Source organism: Phocaeicola sartorii JCM 17136 = DSM 21941 (genome assembly GCF_054653615.1).
On record NZ_BAAIFW010000005.1, the window covers coordinates 977,766 to 1,000,430 of the forward strand.

Below are 22,665 nucleotides of genomic sequence, written 5' to 3' on the forward strand. Positions count from 1 at the left end.
ATTATTTCTTTTCTGCTCCACGTATTTTCTCATTGGCGTTCAAACCGTTCTTCACTTCAATCTTGATGCCGTCGCTCATACCTGTAGTAATGGTACGGCGGCTGAATTTTTGTGAAGGGACACTGTCGGTCAAGACATATACAAAGGTAGAGTCGTTTTTAAACTCAACGGTACTTTCGGGCACTGCCAATACTTTGCTGGCACGTGCCAGGACGATTTCCGCATTTGCGCTATATCCCGAACGGATGGTAATCGTGTCGGGCACTGTGATGGCGGCTTTGATCTCAAATTGGTTGGCACCGTTTTCTTCCACGCCTTTAGGGGATATATACTCCAGTTGTGCATCAAACTCCATGTTTTGCAAGGCTCCTAGAGTTATTTTTACCGGCATGCCTTGGTGTATGCGCCCTACTTCCGTTTCATCAATATTGCCGCGGAAAATCAGATCATTCATGTTGGCTACGGTGGCGATAGTGGTTCCGTCATTGAAGGTGTTGCTCATGATGACAGAGTTACCGGCTTTTACAGGTACATCCAGAATCAGTCCGTCGATGGTAGACCGGATAAGGGTGCTGCTGAATGAAGCTTTGTTTTTAGTGATACCTTCTTTGACTATTTCCAGATTGTCTTTGGCTGTCTGTAATTCTTCACGTGCCTGTTTTACAGCTACCTCACTCTTTTCGTATTCTTCACTGCTGATCAGTTTGCTTTCGAACAGTTTTTTCATGCGGGTGAAATCAGTCTCTCCTTGTCTGGCATTGATCTCAGCCAGTCTTACGCGGCTTTCTGCCGAGTTCAGTTGTCCCAGTTCGGGGATCACCTTTACTTTGGCTATCACTTCGCCTTTCTTTATTTTTTGTCCGGCTTCCTTATATACCTCGTCTATGATGCCTGAAATCTGCGGTTTGATCAGAATCTCGTCACGCGGTTCTATTTTACCGGTAGCTACGGTAGTCTTTTTCAGATCGGTGATTTCTGCGTTTAATACAGTATATACGCTGGCTTTGGGTTGTGATTTTTGATAAAGAAATACAAATGTCCCGATGAATATCAGTGCAACGATGACTAATAATGCAATTTTTACATACTTTTTCATATCTGTTTGTTTTATTATTTTTTTACTCTTGTTTGTTGCTGCATGGAAATCTTCTCCGTTTGTCAGCTGGTTTTATTCGTCTCTTATAGCTTCAATGGGTTTGATGGCCATGGCACGATAGGCCGGCGCCAATCCTGCCAGCATACCCAGAACCATCAATAAAATGCAGGCCCCGACAGCCATCCAGAAACTGATTTGGAAATGCGCCTCTGTGCCCGAAGCTGCTGTTCCTATTTCCAGCCCTTGTAAAACCAAGACTCCGAAACAGATTCCCAGCAATCCGGCAAAAGTTGTCAAGACCATGCTTTCAGAAAGAATCTGGTTCAATATATCTTTGGGGCGTGCGCCGATGGCCCGGCGGATACCGATTTCGGTCGTACGCTCTTTTACTGTTACCATCATGATATTGCTTACTCCGATAGCTCCTGCCAGCAATGTCCCCAAACCGACCATCCATGCCAGAATATTGATACCGGTGAACAGATTGTCAATCATGCTGAACATTGCCTCGGCATTGACCATGATCACTGCTTGCTTGTCGTCCGGGTGAATGTAGTGTGCTTTCTTGATAACTTGTTCTATTTTGTCGGCTATGCTGGTAACAGTCACTCCCGGTTTCACCGTAATACAGACTAAATCAATTCGTTTCCCGAAATTATATGCTTTCTGCATGGTAGTAAACGGAAGGGTTACACTGTCCTCTGTTCCGGCGTTGATGTTCATGTTGCTGGTTGATAAGCTGACTCCTACAATCTGATAATAAATGCCGTCCACACGCAAATATTGTCCGCAGGGATTCCCCCCTTGGGGAAACAGTTCATCGTACACGCGTTTTCCTATGGTGCAGACTTTCCGGTTTTCCAATATGTCTACGTCATTGATAAAGCGCCCCATTGTAATATTCTGGGCTTCTATCTTCTCGTAATCAGGCTGTAATCCTCTGACAGCACAGGAACTTTTCTTGTCTCCGAAAATAGCGGTAGAACCCCACCGGCTGATGTTGGGAGTAATCACTTCTACTTCCGGTACGACTTGGCGGATACGTTCCACATCGTTAATTTCCATATCCCAATAACGTCCTTTTCTGAATCCTTTATAGGCTTCACTGGTTTTATTACTTCCGAAAAATACGGAGTTGGTAGCGAATCCTTTAAAGTTTGCCGACATCATATCTTGTAGTCCCTGGCCTCCTCCCATAAGGGCGACCAGCATGAATATACCCCAAAAAACGCCGAAAGCGGTCAAGAGGCTACGTGTCTTGTTTCTGGTGATGGTGATGAATATCTCCTCCCACCTGTCTAAATCTATTCTCATAATCTTAATCTGCTCTAAGTGCTTCGATAGGCCGGATCATGACAGCTTTGCGGGCAGGAAAGAAACCTGCCAGTGTACCGGCTATCACTAACGTCATGGTTGCTTGTATGGCTACACTGATATCTACAGTGGGATTGAGGAACACCGTTTCGGTGAAGACCCCTGCGTCCATTGTTTGATTTCCTGCCACGGCATTCATGTATTCCGTAGCGGCAATACCTGCCACCATTCCTATATATCCGAAAAAGGTGGTAATAGCTACACTTTCGGCTATAATCAGCCATAAGATGGATGCAGGCTTGGCGCCCAGTGCTTTGCGGATACCAAATTCACGGGTACGTTCTTTTACAGTAATCAGCATGATATTGCTTACGCCCACTATGCCGCTCAGCAACGTGAATATGCCGATCACCCAAATGGCTATGGTCAGGATGTGCATCCCCTTTTCTTGTTGCATGAATTGAGTGAAACGGTTCCACATCCAGATGGCACCTTTATCATCAGCTGTAAAACGATGATGTATACCAATAGCTTTGCGGTACTCCTCTTCGAAAGTTTTATTTTTTTCTTCTGTATCGAGTCCCTGTGTCATAAATATCAGATTGTTCAGCTTGTCACCTTTATTATATATAAGTTGTAAGGTGGTGAACGGAATGAAGGCATTGGGTTGGAAACTTCCCTTGTCTGTAAACAGGCCTACCACTTGATATACCACTCCGTTGGCATTGACAAACTTTCCGATAGCCTTGTCCGCCTCTTTTTTAAAGAGCATTTCTGCGGTTTTGGTATGAAGGATGATCACTTTTCGTCGCTGGCGGATATCAATGTCATTGATAAACCGTCCTCCGGCGGGTTTTACTCTTTCTACATCCTTATGATTGGGATATACTCCTTCCAATGTGGTGGATACATAGTCTTGTCCGTATGTTAAGGTCACATTGCTCTGACGTACGGTAGCTCCTACGCTGATGACATTTTTCGGAAAATCGGTTTCGGTTATCCGATAATCTTTATTGTCCAGTTCTATGCGGCGTCCTTCTTTCAATCCGTCGTATGCTTTGGAAGTCCATCCGGGAAATACTTTGATGGAGTTCATAGCCATGTCCGCCGAGGAGCTTTCGAAAGCGTGGATTAGTCCGTTGCCCGCTCCCAGCAGCACGATCAACATGAAGATGCCCCAGGCTACGGCAAATCCGGTGAGGAACGTGCGTAATTTATTGCGCTTTATTGTTCCGAATATTTCTTGAATAAGATCAATCATGGGCGTCAGTTATTTCATGAATCCGTTCTTTCCGAAAGGAGAGGCATTATGGTCAATGTTTTCTTCAATCCGCTCAATCACCCCATCCTTGATATGGATGATTTTGTCTGTCTGGTTCGCCACCCCACTTTCGTGGGTTACGACCACGATGGTCAGTCCCTCATTTTTATGCAGTTCTTTCAAAATGTTCATCACTTCCACGGAAGTTTTGCTGTCCAAAGCTCCGGTAGGTTCATCGGCAAGGATGATTTGCGGTTTGGAAATCAAGGCACGTGCTATGGCTACACGCTGCTTTTGTCCGCCGGACAATTCGTTGGGCATGTGATGCGCCCATTCTTTAAGTCCCAGCTTGTCAAGGTATTCCAATGCCATTTGGTTTCTCTTTTTCCGGCTCACTCCTTGATAAAAGAGGGGAAGCGCTACATTTTCTACCGCATTTTTAAAGGAAATCAGGTTGAAGGACTGAAAGATGAAGCCTATCATCCGGTTTCTGTACTCAGCGGAGCGGGTTTCGCTCAGATTCTTGATTAATACGTCGTTCAAATAATATTCTCCCGAATCGTAGTTGTCCAAGATGCCTAAAATATTCAATAAAGTGGACTTTCCGGACCCCGAAGCGCCCATAATGGAAACAAACTCACCTCGTTCTATGTCGAGGTCAATACCTTTCAAAACATGCAGCGGTGCTCCGTTGTGATAGGTTTTGTTGATGTTCTCTAAATGTATCATTACCGATGAATTTAACTTGTGTTTGTCTAGTTAGACGTGCCGAAGGTACAAAAAGTTGCAATGCTATATGAAATAATTGAAAAAAAATTTGCTCTCTTTTTTCTCATTATGTACATTTGCTCAAAATAACTAACCCTAAATAATAATATATCATGGTAACAGGCATGGAAAAACCCTACGTAGTAGGTATGGACATTGGCGGAACTAATACTGTTTTCGGTATCGTAGATTCACGTGGTAACGTATTGGCTACCGATTCAGTTAAGACACAATCATTTGCTAAAATAGAGGATTATGTGGAGGCTGTCAGTTCAAAATTGCGTCCGTTGATTGAATCATTCGGTGGTGTGGAGAAAATAAAAGGTATGGGTGTAGGTGCTCCTAATGGGAACTACTATAACGGTACGATTGAGTTTGCTCCGAATCTTCCCTGGAAAGGTGTAATTCCTTTAGCTGCCTTGTTTGAAGAAGCGATAGGTGTGCCTACTGCTTTGACAAATGATGCAAATGCTGCCGCTATCGGTGAAATGACATACGGTGCGGCTCGCGGTATGAAAGATTTTATTATGATTACTCTTGGAACCGGTGTCGGTAGTGGTATTGTAGTAAATGGACAATTGGTTTATGGACACGATGGTTTTGCCGGAGAGTTAGGGCATGTGATTGTTCGTCGTGACGGACGTCAGTGTGGTTGTGGCCGTAAGGGTTGTCTGGAAACTTACTGCTCGGCTACAGGTGTGGCACGTACGGCGCGTGAGTTTTTGGTTGCTCGTCCCGAACCTAGTTTGTTAAGAGACATTCCGGCTGAAGATATCGTATCTAAAGATGTTTTTGATGCGGCTGTAAGAGGGGATAAATTAGCGCAGGATATTTTTGAATATACAGGACGTATTTTGGGTGAGGCTTTGGCGGACTTCATCGCTTTCTCCAGTCCGGAAGCGATTATCCTGTTTGGTGGATTGGCAAAATCCGGTGATTATATCATGAAGCCGATCCGTAAAGCGATAGATGATAATATCTTGAAGATTTACGAAGGCAAGACTAAATTATTGATTTCTGAATTGAAGGATGCTGATGCTGCCGTGTTGGGAGCTAGCGCGTTAGGCTGGGAAGTAAGAGAATAATGGAAGACAGAAAACAAGGATATAAAGTCCGGGAATATCACGGGCCGGTAAAACGTTATTGCCAGATGTTGAGTCTGAAAGACGATCCGGCCTTGGTAGCCGAGTATAGAAAGCGTCATTCGGAAGGCAGGATCTGGCCGGAAACGTTGGCGGCTATCCGTGAAGTTGGTATTTTGGAAATGGAAATTTATATCCTGGGTACCAATTTATTTATGATAGTGGAAACGCCTCTCGATTTTGATTGGGATACGGCCATGGCCAGAATGGCTACGTTGCCTCGCCAGGCAGAATGGGAAGAGTATATGTCTGTCTTTCAACAGGCGGAGCCGGGAGCGTCTTCGGCTGAAAAATGGCAGTTGATGGATAGAATGTTTCATCTATATGAATAACTTTCATTCTAGAAAATAAGAAGAAAAGGATATGATAAAAATCATATCCTTTTCTTATATTATAAACTTATAAATTTGTGTTCTTTATGGTAAAGCTCATCAGGCATTCGCCTGCTGGCTCATTAATTTCTGAAGCTTGTATTGCAAAGATTGGCAAGCAGCTCCTTTTCTCATTGCTTTGTATCTTCTTAATTGATACTGCAACATCTCGATTGTGTCATTTGTTCTTTTCATAATTACATCTTTTTTATGTTCTCCCGTTTGGAGAACTGGTTATTCCTAAAAACCTTTTGTTTTCTCTTTTACTACTGCAAAGATAACACCAAAAGCCCTAATTATGTTTAGAAACATAGAATTAACCTTCTAGCTTTAACGTTTTATGTGTATTTACTTTGGTTATTTAGTATGTGTTAAGAAACACAACTGTAATAATGACACTTGTAATCTGACAGTAAAATGTTCGTTAACAAATGTGGCAGTTCTTCTTAAATCATGTTATTAAACATGCTTTTTTAGTTGTTTTATTTGTAGATTTCACTAAAGTCCGTACCTTTGCAATGTGTTTTTCATAGTATTAGATTTAAGGTTAACAAAGGTTGGAGCAAGGCGTTGCTCCTTTTTTTATGTCTATAGATGAAAAAAACTTCCAGTTTACAAATTGTTTTGTTACATTCGCATTATAAATTTGATATTTAAACTACTATTATGAAACACTTATTCATCACAGTTCTATTATTGTTGCCGTTGTGCCACATGTTGGCGCAGGAGAGAGAATACGTAATTGTTGTTCATGGCGGTGCCGGTGCTATGGCAGGGCTTGAGAACAATCAGGAGAAATCGGCCTTGTATTATGCAGCTTTAGATTCAGCTTTAAGTATCGGAAATGCTATATTGTCTGCCGGAGGTGAAGGACCTGAGGCGGTAATGGCGGTAGTTAATTATTTTGAGAACAACCCCTTGTTCAATGCTGGTAAGGGGGCGACATGTACCAGTGCCGGAACTTTTGAACTGGATGCTTCTATTATGGAAGGTAAGGATTTGACAGCAGGAGCTGTCGCCGGATTGAAAACGGTGAAGAATCCGATAAATGCTGCTTATGCTGTAAAGAATAAAACACCTCATGTGATGCTGGCAGGTGAGGGGGCTGACCGGTTTGCAAAGTCACAAGGACTGGAAATTGTGGATAATATGTATTTTGCTACTCCCAAGACGTTGAAGTGGATAGAGGATTTGAAAAAGGAGAGCAAGAAGAATGGAACTGTGGGCTGTGTGGTACTGGACAAGCAAGGTAACTTGACAGCGGGAACAAGTACTGGTGGTATGTTCAAGAAGCAATGGGGCCGTGTGGGAGATTCTCCGGTGATTGGTGCGGGTACTTATGCGGATAATGAAGGTTGCGCAGTGTCATGCACCGGGCATGGAGAGTATTTTATCCGTCATGTCGTAGCTTATAATCTTTCTACTCGTGTGAAGTTGTTGCACCAGCCTGTCGGGGAGGCTGCCGATTATATTATCCATCAGGAGCTGAATGCCAAGGAGGGAAATGGTGGATTGATCGCAGTGGACAAGAAAGGTAATTTTGCCATGCCGTTTAATAGCGGAGGTATGTTCCGTGGCTACTTGTATAAGGAAAAAGGAACAGGAAAAATTTCTAAAGCAGTGGGTATAGGGGAGAAGATGAAAACTTTATAATTTTTATAGGAAATCGAAGGTAGAATGCCTCTCTGAAATACTTCATGTCATCTCAGAGAGGCTTTTTACCTTTAATTTTAGTTTCTGTTTGAATTTTCTCGCCGACTCTCGCCTCCCTCGACTTTTCCTACAATAGAGTTTTGCAAAACTCTATTGTAGCGACTTCTTTCCTTGTATTGCATTTTCACTATTAAAGCCTGGTTATAAAAGGGTTTGAATGAATATTGAACACTTCCCCCCCCATTCCGGGATAAGACGGAAAGATGAAGACGTTTACTGCTGCCGGAATCCGATTCATCTTTCTGGTAGTGAGATACTTTTCGGAAAAAAAAGTAAAGAACCTGTAAACACGTGCGTATAAACAGATTCTTTACTATTGCTTAAAAGGACAAACTATTCAGGTGGAAAAGCCTATTCCTCTTCGTCCAGCAGAATGTCCATAATCTGAACGGCCGCTTTGGCAACGGAAGTTCCGGGACCGAAAATCGCTACAACACCCGCCTTGTACAAGAAGTCATAGTCTTGAGCGGGAATGACACCACCGGCGATGACCAGAATGTCTTCACGTCCTAATTTCTTCAATTCTTCAATAATCTGAGGGATCAGAGTCTTGTGGCCGGCCGCCAATGAGGAAACGCCTACCACATGAACATCGTTTTCCACCGCGTCACGGGCAGCTTCGGCGGGAGTCTGGAACAACGGTCCCATATCTACGTCGAAACCACAGTCGGCATAACCTGTTGCGACTACTTTTGCACCACGGTCGTGTCCGTCCTGTCCCATCTTGGCAATCATGATACGCGGACGGCGACCTTCCTTCTTTGCAAATTCTTCGGTCAGTTCGCAAGCTTTTGCGAAATCTGTATCCTTTTTACTTTCTGATGAATACACGCCTGATATAGTTCTGATTACTGCTTTATAACGTCCTACAATTGTTTCACAAGCATCCGAAATCTCGCCCAGGGTAGCGCGGACATGAGCCGCTTCTACAGCCAGTTCCAGCAAGTTGCCTTTGCCTGTTTTCACACATTCGGTGATGGCTGCCAAAGCCTTGTCTACTTCTGCCTGGTTGCGGCCTTCCTTCAAACGCTTCAGATTCTCAATTTGTTCCAGACGTACAGCAGTATTGTCCACCTCAAGGATATCGATCGGATCTTCTTTCTCCAAACGATATTTGTTGGTGCCGACAATAGTCTGGGCGCCGGAGTCGATGCGGGCCTGAGTACGTGCCGCCGCTTCCTCGATACGCATCTTAGGCACACCGGTTTCAATCGCTTTCGCCATACCGCCCAGACTTTCAATTTCCTGAATATGTTCCCAAGCCTTGTGGGCCAGTTCATTAGTCAAGGATTCCACATAGTAAGAACCGCCCCATGGGTCAACATTTTTGCAGACGTATGTTTCTTCTTGGATATAAATCTGAGTATTACGTGCGATACGTGCGGAGAAGTCGGTGGGCAATGCGATCGCTTCATCCAGTGCGTTGGTGTGCAGTGACTGGGTGTGTCCCAATGCTGCCGCCATAGCTTCGATACAAGTACGGCCTACATTGTTGAACGGATCTTGCTCGGTCAGTGACCATCCCGAAGTCTGGGAGTGGGTGCGCAATGCCAGTGATTTAGGGTTCTTCGGGTTGAACTGTTTCACAATCTTGGCCCACAGCATACGTGCCGCACGCATTTTGGCGATTTCCATAAAGTGGTTCATGCCGATAGCCCAGAAGAATGACAGACGCGGAGCGAATGCATCGATGTCTATGCCTGCGGCCACTCCGGCACGGAGATATTCCAGACCGTCGGCCAGTGTATAAGCCAGTTCAATATCTGCTGTGGCACCTGCTTCCTGCATGTGGTAGCCCGAGATGGAGATGGAATTGAACTTAGGCATTTTCTGTGAGGTATATTCAAAGATGTCGGAGATGATCTTCATGGAGAAGGCGGGCGGATAAATATAGGTGTTGCGCACCATAAATTCCTTTAAGATATCATTCTGGATGGTTCCGGCCATTTCTTCCAATTTGGCTCCCTGCTCCAAACCGGCATTGATGTAGAATGCCATGATGGGAAGCACGGCGCCATTCATGGTCATGGAAACGGACATCTTGTTCAAGGGGATACCATCGAACAACACCTTCATGTTTTCCAATGAGCAGATAGACACGCCTGCCTTGCCTACATCACCTACCACACGCTCATGGTCGGGGTCATAACCGCGGTGGGTCGGAAGGTCGAACGCTACAGACAAACCTTTCTGACCTGACGCCAGATTGCGGCGATAGAATGCGTTACTTTCTTCGGCGGTGGAGAAACCTGCGTACTGGCGGATAGTCCAGGGACGGAAGGTATACATCATGGAGTACGGGCCGCGAAGATAAGGAGGGATACCTGCTACATAGTTCAAGTGCTCCATGCCTTCCAGATCTTCTTTGGTGTAAACGGGCTTCACATTGATGTGTTCCGGCGTTTTCCAGTCGGCGGTGATGCCGTTTTCTTTTTGCCATTCCATGCCATTCTGAGGTTGGAATCCGGCATATATATCTATATTCTTAAAATTCGGTTTCATTGTTCTTCCTTACTTAATTCCTAACTTAGCGTTGTATTCTTTCAATGTGTCCAATACGTTGACACGCACATGGATGAAGTTCTCGATGCCTGCGGCTTTCAGTTCTTCCATGCAGGCGGGAGCACCTGCTACAATGAAGATGGCGCGTCCGTCCAGTGCCTTGAATGCCGGAATGGCATATTCTGCGTATTCGTCATCGCTGGAGCAGATAACTACGATGTCGGCGCCTGCTTTCATGGCTGCTTCGACACCGGCCTCTACGGTGGGGAAGCCCAGATTGTCTATTACTTCGTAACCGGCGCAAGCCAGGAAGTTGCATGAGAACTGGGCACGAGCCTGGCGCATGGCCAGATTGCCGATGGTCAGCATAAACGCTTTCGGGCGTTTGCCGGATTTCTCGGTCTGCAGACGAAGTGCTTCAAACTGGCTGGCGGCACGGTCGAAGTTCAATGTGGCAAACGGCTTCTCGCAAGTCGCATGGCCTCCGCCACAGCAGCATTTGGCTTCTACAGGAGTCTTTTCGCCTGCTTTTTCATTGAAGTTGGGATATTGGTTGGTACCCAGCAGGATTTCTTTACGTTTTGACACGGAGTCATGACGGGCCTTGTTGCTTGTGTTGATGGCTTCCTGTACTTTTCCTGCTTTGACCGCTTCCAGCATACCTCCTTCGTCTTCTACTTTCAAGAACAGCTCCCATGCCTGTGTGGCGATAGAAATTGTTAAGTTTTCGATGAAGTAGGAACCGGCGGCGGGGTCAACCACTTTGTTGAAATGACATTCTTCTTTCAACAACAATTGCTGGTTGCGGGCGATACGTTCGGAGAACTCGTCCGGAGTTTCGTAAGTCTTGTCAAACGGGGTTACGGTGATGGAGTTGACACCTGCCAGAGCGGCACTCATCGCTTCCGTCTGCGTGCGGAGCAGGTTCACGTGTGCGTCAAACAAGGTCAGGTTGAAAGTGGAAGTCTCGGCATGTGCCACCATTTTGCAGGCACAGAGGCAGGTACCGTCTTCCGCCTTGTTCGGACATTCGGGCTGGCGGTTGCATTGAGGATGATATTCTTTTACGATGTCCGCCCATAGCATACGTGCGGCACGGAACTTGGCAATCTCCAGGAAATAGTTGGAACTGATGCCGAAATTGAATTTTATTTTCTTGGCGGCCAGTGCGGCGGGAACTCCTGCTTCTATCAGCTTGCTCAGGTATTCGTTACCCCAGGCCAGTGCATAGCCCAGTTCCTGTGAGATATAAGATCCGGCGTTGTTCAGCTCTATCGCATTGACGCAGATGCAACGGAATTTAGGTAGCGGAGCCAGTACTTCTACCAGCTCTTTGGCAGTAGCGATGAAGTCGCTGAGGTCTTTGCCTTTCACCATCATCTTGCCCATAGGGTCATAGTTCACGGAGCCTTGCAACTTGGTCAGGTCGTATCCCTTCTTTTGGAAGTAATCAACCAGTAATTTGGCTAATTCCACCGTATGTCCTTGGCAAGTGGAGAAATTCAACTCAATGCATTCCGCACAGATATCATTCAATAAAGTTTCGATGTATTCGGGACTGAGGTCTTTCTTCTTTACGTAGAATCCCAGCGAGTCAACACCCTTGTTCAAAATATCCAGTGCCTTGGCATTGGCTTCTTCGGGGCATTCCACTTTGATGTCCTGACGTACGAACCATGTGTTGTCGTCTTTCTTCGTTCCTCTCACGTATGGGAATTCTCCGGGTAGTCCTTCGGTTGTTTTCAAGCCTTCCAGATCTTCCTGACGATAAAATGGTTTTACTTTAAAACCTTCGTTGGTTCTCCAGACCAATTTTTTTTCAAAATCAGCGCCTTTCAGGTCTGCTGTAATCTTTTCCATCCACTGTTCCGTAGAAACGGCCGGGAAGTCCGAAAAGAGTTTCTCTTTACTATCTGCCATAGTTTATTCGGTATTAATATTTAAGAATTGTATCACATACTTTTTTCAATAGTATGGGCAAATATACTAAAACCTTTTAAATAGCCTCCTTTTTTTAGTTATTTTCATAAAGGAGAACGGGTGGTTTCTGTCATTTTGTTAAGTCATGAAAACGAAAGACGTTCTTATTGCAAAGTGGATATTGCAAAATAAATAGGAATCATGAAATAATAGTTCTCGATTTGTTGGGCTGAGTGAGGGGAATTCACTAATTTTGCGGCAATTTTATAAAAACATAGTATTATATCATGGATTGGTTACAAAATCTATTATTTGATGAAAACTCCATCGCACATATCGTGCTGCTTTATTCCTTTGTGATTGCAGTAGGGGTGTTGCTGGGAAAAATTAAATTTTTCGGGGTATCGTTAGGGGTTACTTTCGTCTTGTTTACTGGTATTGTCTGCGGACATTTCGGCTTGACGGGAAATACACAGATCCTTACATTCTTGCAGGATTTCGGACTGATATTGTTCGTGTTCTGCATCGGACTTCAGGTAGGTCCTTCTTTTTTCTCTTCATTCAAAAAAGGTGGAATTGCCATGAACTTGGTGGCGATAGGCATTGTCGTGCTGAACATTGCTGTGGCTGTGGCTCTGTATTATGGCTTGAACGGCCGGATAGAGCTGCCCATGATGGTGGGTATTCTTTGTGGTGCCGTGACGAACACGCCGGGACTGGGTGCTGCCAACGAAGCGTTGAGCCAGCTGAATTACAATGGCCCGCAGATAGCGATGGGATATGCGTGCGCTTATCCGTTGGGAGTGCTGGGCATCATTGGTTCTATCATTGCCATCCGCTACATTTGCCGGGTCAATCTGAAAAAGGAGGAAGAGGACATTGCTAAGGAGGAGGCTGCAAATCCTCATCTGACTCCTCGTATGATGCATTTGGAAGTGCATAATGAGGCATTGGCGGGAAAGACTTTGCTTCAGGTCAGAGATTTTATGGGGCGTGACTTTGTCTGTTCACGTATTTTGCAGAACGGACACGTCAGTATTCCGAACCGTGATACTGTCTTTCATCTGGGTGATCAGTTGTTTGTGGTTTGTGCGGAGGATGATGCGGAAGCTATCATCGCGTTCATCGGTCCGAAAATTGAAGTGGACTGGGAAAAGCAGGATACGCCGATGGTATCCCGCCGTATCTTGATTACACAACCTAAAATGAATGGCAAGCAACTGGGTGAATTTCATTTCAGCAGTATGTATGGTGTGAATGTGACTCGTGTCAACCGTTCGGGTATGGATATCTTCGCTTCACGTAACTTGACTTTGCAAGTGGGCGACCGTGTGATGGTGGTAGGTCCTCAGGATGCGGTGGAACGTGTTGCCAATTTGATGGGTAACTCGTTGAAACGCCTGGATCATCCCAATATCGTGACTATTTTTGTGGGTATCTTCCTGGGTATTTTCTTTGGCAGTCTGCCCATTGCATTCCCGGGTATTCCTACTCCGGTGAAACTGGGTCTGGCCGGTGGACCGTTGATCGTGTCTATCTTGATCGGCCGTTTCGGATATAAACTGAAACTGGTGACTTATACCACGATGAGTGCCAACCTGATGTTGCGTGAAATTGGTATTGCCTTGTTCCTTGCCAGTGTGGGGATAAAGGCCGGTGCGAATTTTGTGAATACGGTTGTCGATGGAGACGGGCTGCTGTATGTGGGCTGTGGTTTCCTTATTACAGTGATACCTTTATTAATAATGGGAGCGGTGGCACGTTTGCATTACAAAATGAATTATTTCATGCTGATGGGTCTTATTGCAGGTAGCAACACAGATCCCCCCGCATTGGCATATTCCAATCAGACAGCAGGTAATAATGCTCCGGCGGTAGGTTATTCCACTGTATATTCGGTGTCCATGTTCCTTCGTATTCTGACTGCCCAGTTATTGATATTGATATTGGCAAGCTGATATTGGCAAAGAAGTATAAAGACAATAAAGTATAACTTGCAGGAGGGGGTGTTGAAAAATGATGGTTTGAATCATTTTTTGACGCACCCTCTTGCTGATTAAAAGAATAAATATGATTTCAGTAGATGGATTGACCGTCGAGTTTGGCGGTACCACCTTGTTCAGTGACATATCTTTTCAGATAAACGAGAAAGACCGTATCGCCTTGATGGGGAAAAACGGTGCGGGTAAATCTACCTTATTAAAGATTCTGGCTGGTGCGCGGCAGCCTAGCCGCGGAAGGGTTTCGGCTCCCAAGGATTGTGTTATAGCCTATCTTCCCCAGCATCTGATGACAGAAGACGGACGCACCGTATTCGAGGAGGCTTCTCAGGCTTTTGCGCATCTTCATGCCATGGAGGCGGAGATAGAAGCTGTCAATAAAGAGCTTGAGACGCGTACTGACTATGAAAGTGATTCGTACATGGAGCTGATTGAGAAAGTTTCCGCCATGAGCGAGAAGTTTTATTCCATTGACCTGACCCATTTTGAGGAAGATGTGGAAAAGGCTTTGCTGGGACTTGGTTTCGTGCGTGAGGATTTCAACCGTCCCACCAGTGATTTCAGCGGTGGATGGCGTATGCGTATCGAACTGGCTAAATTATTGCTCCAGAATCCGGATGTACTGTTGCTGGACGAGCCTACCAACCATCTCGATATTGAATCCATCCAGTGGCTGGAGGATTTTCTGATCAATAGTGCCAAAGCGGTCATTGTCATCAGCCACGACCGTAAATTTGTGGATAATATCACGACCCGTACCATTGAAGTGACGATGGGACGCATTTATGATTATAAGGTGAACTATTCCCAATATCTGATTTTGCGCAAGGAACGCCGCGAGCAACAGATGAAGCAATATGAGGAGCAGCAGAAGATGATACAGGAAACCAAAGACTTCATAGAGCGGTTCAAGGGCACTTACAGCAAGACTTTACAGGTGCAGAGCCGTGTGAAGATGCTCGAGAAACTGGAACTGGTTGAAGTGGACGAAGAGGATACCTCGGCGTTGCGGTTGAAATTCCCGCCTTCTCCGCGAAGTGGGAATTACCCGGTCATTATGGACAGGGTAGGAAAGACTTATGGTGACCATGTGGTTTTCAAGGATGCCTCACTGACCATCGAGAGAGGGGATAAAGTGGCTTTTGTGGGTAAGAATGGGGAAGGTAAGTCCACGTTGGTGAAGTGCATCATGCGTGAGATAGAGCATGAGGGGACTTTGACGCTGGGACACAATGTGCAGATTGGTTATTTTGCTCAGAATCAGGCTTCTTTATTGGATGAGAACCTCACGGTTTTTCAAACGATAGATGATGTGGCGAAAGGGGAGATCCGTAATAAAATACGAGACTTGCTGGGTGCGTTTATGTTTGGCGGGCCCGAGGCTTCCATGAAGAAAGTGAAAGTGCTCAGTGGAGGGGAACGTACCCGTCTTGCCATGATCAAACTGTTGCTGGAACCAGTGAATCTGTTGATTCTGGATGAGCCTACCAATCATTTGGATATGAAGACCAAAGATATATTGAAGCAAGCTTTGGTGGACTTTGACGGCACCTTGATTGTAGTATCTCATGACCGTGACTTTTTGGACGGATTAGTGACGAAAGTGTATGAATTTGGGAATAAAAAGGTGAAAGAACACCTTTGTGGTATCTATGAATTCCTGGAAACAAAGAAAATGGAAAGTTTGCAGGAGTTGGAAAAATAGATTAGCTTTGCGTCTGTTAACTTTGGATTGGAGGTGGAGATGCAAACAATTTCTATAGATATAAATAAAGTACAAAAAGGGGACGAAGCGGAGTTTCGTCTTCTTTTTAATCTTTTCTATCCTCGCCTGATGTCTGTAGCCTGCCGTTTTGTGCCTGAACACATAGCCGAAGATATTGTGCAAAGTGTCTTTGTGATGTATTGGGAGCAGAAATCTACTTTGATACCCAATGCCATTCATTCTTTCCTTTATAAATGTACCCAGAATAATTGCCTGAATTACCTGAAGCACCAGGCTGTCGTGTTGGGGCATGAGGAAGAAGTGCGTCTGGCAGAAGAACGCGTTGCCTTTCAGTTGGCAGGATCGGATGCCAATGAATTGTGGAATGAGGTGGTTGAGCGGGATATCCGGAAATTGTTGGAAGCTTCCATTTCTAAGTTGCCTCCTAAATGTCGTCAGGCTTTCGAATTGTCTTATTTTAAAGAGATGACCTATAAAGAGATAGCGGAGGTGATGCATATATCCTCCCGTACGGTGGAAGAACACGTTCAGAAAGCCACAAAATTCTTGAGAGAGGATTTGAAGGAGGTATTGTTCTGCCTGTTATTTTTGCTTCGTTAATACCTTTCCAGCAGGCTTTTCCGGAGTCTGTGAAAAATAAAATGCAAAAAAAAGCATTTTTTTTCCTTTTTAACCCCGTAGTTCCTTCTTGGTTAATTGTCTTAATAATGAAAGACAATAAAAAAGTAAATGAAGGACGAAATTTTAATTCGATATATCAGTAAGCGCTGTACTGCAACTGAAGAAAAAGAGATTCTGGAGTGGTTGAAGGAGAAAGAGAACCGTCAGCGTTTATTTGAGCTGGAGCAGATCTGGGGACTGAAAGCCGAAATGCGCTTTTCGGATAAAGGGCGTATGGATGAGGCTTACCGGCAACTGGGCGGACGGCTTGGTTTGGGTAAGCAGGCTGAGAAGAAAGAGACACCGGTACGGAGATTCACCGTCAGGGAATGGTGGAAATATGCGGCTATTTTGGTTGCCGTTTGTCTTTTTGCAACAAACTTGTTCTATATCACGAAAGAGGAGCCAGCGGCATATAATACGGTCGTGGTTCCGAAAGGACAACGGGTTTCTTTGTTGCTGAGTGATGGGACAACAGTCTGGCTGAATGCTGAGAGCCGTTTCTCTTACCCGGCTAAGTTCTCGGAGAAATATAGAACGGTCAAATTGGAAGGAGAGGGATATTTTGAAGTGGCGCATAATCCCAAATGTCCGTTCACGGTGGAATTGCCGATGTTGAACATCAGGGTGCTGGGTACAAAATTTAATGCAAAAGCCTACTTGGACGAACCTAGCTGGATTACCTTGAAAGAAGGTTCGGTGGAAGTGTCAACCTTGGATAACAAGAGCAAGGAAAGAATGCTGCCCAATGACCAGGTGTATTATACGGTTAGTGACGGTTTGGTGCTGATCAGGAGTTCGGCGCAGGCAAACGTGGACAGCTGGACTACCGGCGACTTGAGATTTGACAACAAGACCTTGAAAGAAATGGCAAAAGTGATAGAACGCCGGTATGATGTGAAAATCAGGATTATGGACAGCTCGCTGGTAGAAGAATATTTCACTTGTCATTTCAGAAAAGACCTGACTATAGATCAGGCGATGGAATTGCTGAAAGAAACCAGACGGGTGGATTATAGAATTGAAAAGAAAACGGTATACCTATATAAAAAATAACAGTATGTGAAACTTTGAAAAACAACGGATGCCTATGAAGTAAAACCTTTGCAAAAAATGAAGGGCCGAAGACGCACCACCATCTTTCGACCCGGATTAATGAGTAACCTTATAATTTATTACAAACTAATCAATTACAAATGTATGGATAATATTATGAAATGCACGCCATTGGATGAGCAAAAATCACTATGGCTACGAAAAACATGGTTAATTATGAAATTTTTTGTTCTTTTTCTATTATTGGGAACGATCCCGTGCTGGGCAGGCGTCGCTTATTCACAGAATGTGAAGATGTCTTTGGATATGGAAAATACGACGGTAAATGATGTGATTAATGCTATTGAGAAAAAAGGGGAGTTCTATTTTACCTATAATCTGAATCAAATCAATGTCAACCGAAAAGTATCCATTAAAGTAGAAAATAAAACGATCAACCAGATTCTGGATCAGTTGTTCTCGGAATCAGGTGTTAATTATAAAATAGAAAATCGTCACATCGTATTGTATAAGCAGGTTGCTTCCGAAGTGGCAGCGGTGAAACAGCAGAAGTCTATAAGCGGTATTGTAGCCGATGATCAGGGAGAGCCTATCATTGGTGCCAGTGTCTTGGAAAAGGGTACAACAAATGGTACGATCACTGATTTGGACGGTCATTTTACTTTATCTATCGGCAAGGGAACAGAACTGATCGTCTCTTACGTAGGTTATACCACAAAAACTGTGAAAATAGGCAATCAGTCCACACTGAAAATTATATTGGTGGAAGATACCAAGACTTTGGATGAGGTGGTAGTGATTGGTTATGGCACACAGAAAAAGTCGGATATTTCAGGTTCGGTAACGTCTGTATCGGGTGATAAATTGTCTAAAATCCCTACCGCTAATGCGGAGATGGCATTGCAAGGTATGGCTCCGGGCTTGTCGGTAAACTTTGGCAGTGGCGCTGCCGGTTCTTCTGCCACTTTGCAGGTGCGCGGTGTGACTTCCTGGAAGGATGATGATGGTGAGAACAGCGAGAGCAACGGTCCGCTGGTAATCATTGACGGTGTTCCGGGAAATATGTCTTATCTGAATCCGGAGGATATTAAATCTATTTCCGTATTGAAGGATGCTGCTACAGCCGCAATCTATGGAGCACGTTCGGCAGCTGGTGTTATCTTGATTGAAACACATCGTGGTACGATGAATTCAGCTCCGAAGATTACTTTTTCCGGTTATTGGGGGTTGAGTGCCATGCCGAAGCGCTTGGATGTTTGTAACTCGGCCGAGTTTATCAAGGTACGCAAGATGGCATTGACAAATGCCGGTACGGACGAAAGCCGTTGGCCTAAATATATCAGCGAATATGAGAGAGATCCGAGTCAGTTTGCCGATACCGACTGGCAGAAAGAGTATTACCAGCGCGGCTTTACACAAAAATATAACATTGGCTACACCGCAGGTAGCGCTAACTCCAATGTCTCTCTTTCTGCTTTCTACAGCAAGACAGATGGTGTGACCATTGCTACCGGAGATGAAAAATTCGGTTTCCGTTTGAATTCTGATGTTACCCGTGGTAAGTTTAAAATGGGTGAATCAGTAAGCTATAGCCGTTGGTCTGCCGATCTGGAGTCCAATTCGGGTTTCTCTTCCATCTATCAGGTGACGAATATGGAACCGTTGGCGTTCCTTTACGATGAGAACAATGATGGTGGTTATGGCGGCGCCATTTCCGGTATGGGTATGTCTGATGCCGGTAACCAGGTGGCTTTCAATAAATTGATTGACAATACAAGTTCTAACGACTATATCGCAGCTTCCGGCTATTTGCAATACGAGCCGATCAAAGGACTTATTGTGAAATTCAATGCCAGCCGTAACATGTACTTTGGTAAAACCCGTCTTTTCAAACCTACTTACGAAATCGGTTCGGCCAAACGGAATACGATGGCCAGTTTGTCTGAAGCGCGCACACAGACTACCAACGACTTGCTGGAACTGACAGCTAATTATGACAAGACCATTGCCGAACAACACAATCTTTCTCTTTTGTTGGGACTTTCCCAGGAAGAAAATAAGTATGACGACCTTAGTGCTTCCGGTTCTGATTTTGAGAACAACGACATGAGCCTGATGGGACATGCCAAGAGCAACTATTCTGTAGGGGGTACCAAAACCCGCAGTGCCCTTCGTTCTCTCTTCGGACGTGTGAACTATAACTACATGATGCGTTACATGATTATGGCCTCTTTCCGTTATGATGGCTCCTCACGTTTTGCCAAAGGTAACAAATGGGGTTTCTTCCCTTCCGTATCATTAGGATGGAACATTGCCAATGAACCGTTTTGGGAAAATTTGAAAGAGACAGTTTCCATGTTTAAGTTCCGTTTGAGCTACGGTGCTTTGGGTAATCAGAACATTGGTCTTTACCGGTACATTCCTACTTTAAGCTACAATACTCATGTATTGAACTATCCTTTTGGCGGTCGTGAAACTTCTATGGGATATGCAGTCACTGCTTTTCCGTCGAGCGACATCAAGTGGGAAACAACGGTATATAAGAATATAGGTGTGGATGTGAGCTTGTGGAACAATAAACTGGAACTTTCTGCGGAGGCTTATATCAAGAATACCAGTGATATGCTTTCTAGCCGTAACATCAGTCTGGCTACCGGTTATAACTCTTCTATTTTGGTGAACGATGGTAAGTTGCGCACAACCGGTTTTGAAATGCAAGCCATCTATCATGGCAAAGCCGGAGGCTTGAAGTACGATTTGGATTTGAATTTGTCTCACTATAAGAGTGTGCTGAAATCGATGGCCAATCCCGATTATCTGTATGAATATGGTGCCTTACGCACTTACGTAGGAGGTGAGATCGGTGAATTCTGGGTATATCAAACTGCTGGAATCTTCCAGAACCAGGAAGAAGTGAACGAATGGAATTCCGCTCATGGTTATAAGGATCAAAACGGTAACTGGCAACCCTTGCAGCCTGTCGCCAAACCGGGTGATATCCGTTTCGTTGATCAGAATGGAGATGGTATGCTCGATACAAACGACCGTGTGAAAGTGGGTAGTGGCACACCGAAAGTATCATTGGGATTCAATATCAATTTGGCTTATAAAGACTTTGACCTGGTGGCTAATTTCTATGGTGATTTTGGTGCCAAACGTTACAACTATACTAAATATCAATTGGAACGAATGGATCATGTGTTCAACTACGGTAAGAATGCCCTGAATGCCTGGACACCAGAGAATCCTAATACTGATATTCCACGTGCCGTGTCGGGTGACCCGAATAAGAATTCCCGCACTTCCACCCGTTTTGTGGAAAATGGTGACTATCTGCGCTTGAATAATTTGCAGATCGGTTATAACCTGCCAGTTAAATATTGTAAGAAGATGGGGTTGAGTAACCTGCGTATCTATGTAGGCGGTACTCGTTTGTTCACTATTACCAACTATAAGGGCTATGATCCTTCAACTGGTTCTTCAGTCGGACAGATGGGATATGACTATGCAGCCATTCCTTTGAGTCGTGACTTTATGATGGGTCTTAAATTCGGTTTCTAATAAAATTTAATACGAAGATTATGAAATTCAAAAATATATTATTTGCAGTTCTTCTGAGTGGGATTTCTTTTTCCTCTTGTGCTGATTTCTTGGATGAAGACTCTAATCCCAATGCTTTGTCACCCGGTAATTTCTGGAAAAGTGAAGGGGATATAATGAAAGGATTGACCAGTGTATATGCCGCTTTGCAGCCAAACGCGTCTTGGGCGGTACCGTTTGAACGCTATATGGTGATAGACGAATATCGAAGCGATGAAATTACCCACAGGGATGATGTGACAAGCTGGATGAATATCTCATCGTTTAATGTGGAATCCAGTAACTCCGTGATCAGTAAAGAGTGGACTAATTTATATAAAGGTATTAATTATGCCAACCAATGCTTGACCAACATCCCTGCTGTACCTGGCGATTCGGAATCACTCAATGCATTGAAGAAGCAGTCCATAGCGGAGGCCCGTTTTCTGCGTGCTTATTTTTATTATCGTCTGTATGTGAACTTTGGTGAGAGAGTGCCCATTTACAAGGAAGCATTGGCAGGCACGGATGAAGAATTTTATCCGCCGCAAGCCAACCCGGGAGAATTGGTAAGTTTGATTGAAACCGAACTGAAAGAAGTACAGAGCGATCTTCCCGAAAGCTATGATGAGAGTGACAAAGGGCGTGCCACACGCTATACGGCAGCGGCTCTTCTGGGCAAATTCTATATGTTCCGCAAGGAATTGAGCAAAGCCGAAGCCGAATTCAAGAAAATCATCGATAAAGAAGGAAGTCTTTTCGGCTTGATGGAGAATTGGGCTGACAATTTTGATGGTATGCACAAGAATAACAAAGAATCTCTCATGGAAATTCAGTTTACCGGTGACCGTTCGGGCGGACAGTATGAATACAATCTGTTTACTGTTCACTTGGGCCCCATGGCGGGACTGGACGCATACGAAGAAGCTTATCCTACAGACTGGATGTGTCAGACTTTGCTGGCTGATAAGACTGTAGATGGTAAATCCAGTGACCGTTTGCTCCATACACTTATTTTTGATGATCCGGAATGTCGTCCTTTCTATTACGAGAAAGGAAAATCCTTTAAGGATTACCACAAGGAAGGCGAGATTTTCTGGCATAAATATGTAACTTATACTGAAGGCATGAGCGATTATTGGGACTATAGTTTCTTTAATGTTTCCGTCATCCGCTATGCTGATGTGCTGCTGCTCTATGCGGAATGTCTTAATGACAGGGGTGAGACAACAGAGGCCATTAACATCATAAACAAGGTCCGTGCACGTGTTAATGTGCCGGCATTACCGCTTACCATGAGCAAAGCCGAAGTGCTGAGACATCTGCAAGAAAAAGAACGTCCTTGTGAGTTGGCACTGGAAGGTTCACGTTGGTACGACTTGATTCGTTGGGGTATTGTGGAAGAAACGCTGAAAGCTCATAACAAACCGTTTGTTGAGAACTACGTAGATGCTAAGCACCAGTTACTTCCTATCCCTCATAGCGAATTCCTGCTTAACCCTGATTGGGAGCAGAATCCGAACTATAGCAAGTAATCTAGTTTGTATCATTTTGAAG

16 protein-coding genes are annotated in these 22,665 nt (G+C 44.6%); 9 read left to right on the top strand and 7 right to left on the bottom strand.

Translation table 11 applies throughout. From position 1 onward, the window contains the following. Window position 1: 1 nt before the first annotated feature. From ACYQ0C_RS04165 to ACYQ0C_RS04180, 4 genes are all read right to left on the bottom strand, one after another. Window positions 2-1,096, bottom strand: coding sequence for an efflux RND transporter periplasmic adaptor subunit (locus ACYQ0C_RS04165; protein ID WP_016277075.1), 1,095 nt, complete (start codon window positions 1,094-1,096; stop codon window positions 2-4). 72 nt (window positions 1,097-1,168) lie between these two features. Beyond that, complete coding sequence (locus ACYQ0C_RS04170; protein ID WP_016277076.1) at window positions 1,169-2,410, bottom strand: ABC transporter permease; 1,242 nt, start codon at window positions 2,408-2,410, stop codon at window positions 1,169-1,171. Window positions 2,411-2,414: 4 nt separating this feature from the next. Beyond that, the gene (locus ACYQ0C_RS04175) at window positions 2,415-3,671 is read right to left on the bottom strand and encodes an ABC transporter permease (protein ID WP_016277077.1); all 1,257 of its coding nucleotides are present in this window, start codon (window positions 3,669-3,671) and stop codon (window positions 2,415-2,417) included. A gap of 9 nt (window positions 3,672-3,680) precedes the next feature. Then, window positions 3,681-4,400, bottom strand: a complete 720-nt coding sequence (locus ACYQ0C_RS04180; protein ID WP_016277078.1) for an ABC transporter ATP-binding protein — start codon at window positions 4,398-4,400, stop codon at window positions 3,681-3,683. Between the two features lie 152 nt (window positions 4,401-4,552). Between ACYQ0C_RS04180 and ACYQ0C_RS04185 the strand changes: the two genes are divergently transcribed. Both ACYQ0C_RS04185 and ACYQ0C_RS04190 read left to right on the top strand, forming a co-directional pair. Further along, complete coding sequence (locus tag ACYQ0C_RS04185; protein ID WP_016277079.1) at window positions 4,553-5,524, top strand: ROK family protein; 972 nt, start codon at window positions 4,553-4,555, stop codon at window positions 5,522-5,524. Then, window positions 5,524-5,913, top strand: coding sequence for an L-rhamnose mutarotase (locus ACYQ0C_RS04190; protein ID WP_016277080.1), 390 nt, complete (start codon window positions 5,524-5,526; stop codon window positions 5,911-5,913). Before ACYQ0C_RS04185 ends, ACYQ0C_RS04190 begins: the two co-directional genes overlap by 1 nt. A 99-nt stretch (window positions 5,914-6,012) precedes the next feature. Here the strand turns inward: ACYQ0C_RS04190 and ACYQ0C_RS04195 are convergent, their stop codons facing one another. Beyond that, window positions 6,013-6,147: a hypothetical protein gene (locus ACYQ0C_RS04195; protein ID WP_005843640.1), complete on the bottom strand. Its 135-nt coding sequence runs from the start codon at window positions 6,145-6,147 to the stop codon at window positions 6,013-6,015. Window positions 6,148-6,618: 471 nt separating this feature from the next. Between ACYQ0C_RS04195 and ACYQ0C_RS04200 the strand changes: the two genes are divergently transcribed. Continuing rightward, the gene (locus ACYQ0C_RS04200) at window positions 6,619-7,605 is read left to right on the top strand and encodes an isoaspartyl peptidase/L-asparaginase family protein (RefSeq protein WP_016277081.1); all 987 of its coding nucleotides are present in this window, start codon (window positions 6,619-6,621) and stop codon (window positions 7,603-7,605) included. Window positions 7,606-8,016: 411 nt separating this feature from the next. Here ACYQ0C_RS04200 and scpA read toward each other — a convergent pair whose 3' ends face one another. Together scpA and mutA are read right to left on the bottom strand one after the other, a co-directional pair. Further along, window positions 8,017-10,167 carry a methylmalonyl-CoA mutase gene (gene scpA, locus ACYQ0C_RS04205; protein WP_016277082.1) on the bottom strand — a complete coding sequence of 717 codons (2,151 nt, stop codon included), beginning with the start codon at window positions 10,165-10,167 and terminating at the stop codon, window positions 8,017-8,019. Between the two features lie 9 nt (window positions 10,168-10,176). Beyond that, the gene (gene mutA, locus ACYQ0C_RS04210; RefSeq protein WP_016277083.1) at window positions 10,177-12,087 is read right to left on the bottom strand and encodes a methylmalonyl-CoA mutase small subunit; all 1,911 of its coding nucleotides are present in this window, start codon (window positions 12,085-12,087) and stop codon (window positions 10,177-10,179) included. 287 nt (window positions 12,088-12,374) lie between these two features. Here mutA and ACYQ0C_RS04215 point away from each other — a divergent pair, with 287 nt between their 5' ends. From ACYQ0C_RS04215 to ACYQ0C_RS04240, 6 genes are all read left to right on the top strand, one after another. Continuing rightward, on the top strand, window positions 12,375-14,045 hold the full coding sequence (locus ACYQ0C_RS04215) for a putative transporter (RefSeq protein WP_257463978.1): 1,671 nt from the start codon (window positions 12,375-12,377) through the stop codon (window positions 14,043-14,045). A 112-nt stretch (window positions 14,046-14,157) separates the two neighbouring features. After that, entirely contained in the window at window positions 14,158-15,792 is a 1,635-nt protein-coding gene (locus ACYQ0C_RS04220; RefSeq protein WP_016277085.1) for an ABC-F family ATP-binding cassette domain-containing protein, read from the top strand. Window positions 15,793-15,831: 39 nt separating this feature from the next. Then, the gene (locus ACYQ0C_RS04225; RefSeq protein ID WP_016277086.1) at window positions 15,832-16,413 is read left to right on the top strand and encodes an RNA polymerase sigma-70 factor; all 582 of its coding nucleotides are present in this window, start codon (window positions 15,832-15,834) and stop codon (window positions 16,411-16,413) included. A 129-nt stretch (window positions 16,414-16,542) separates the two neighbouring features. Continuing rightward, on the top strand, window positions 16,543-17,529 hold the full coding sequence (locus ACYQ0C_RS04230) for a FecR family protein (RefSeq protein ID WP_016277087.1): 987 nt from the start codon (window positions 16,543-16,545) through the stop codon (window positions 17,527-17,529). A gap of 144 nt (window positions 17,530-17,673) precedes the next feature. Beyond that, on the top strand, window positions 17,674-21,090 hold the full coding sequence (locus ACYQ0C_RS04235) for a TonB-dependent receptor (protein ID WP_025076759.1): 3,417 nt from the start codon (window positions 17,674-17,676) through the stop codon (window positions 21,088-21,090). A gap of 20 nt (window positions 21,091-21,110) precedes the next feature. Continuing rightward, window positions 21,111-22,643: a RagB/SusD family nutrient uptake outer membrane protein gene (locus ACYQ0C_RS04240; RefSeq protein ID WP_016277089.1), complete on the top strand. Its 1,533-nt coding sequence runs from the start codon at window positions 21,111-21,113 to the stop codon at window positions 22,641-22,643. The last annotated feature ends 22 nt before the right edge of the window (window positions 22,644-22,665 follow it).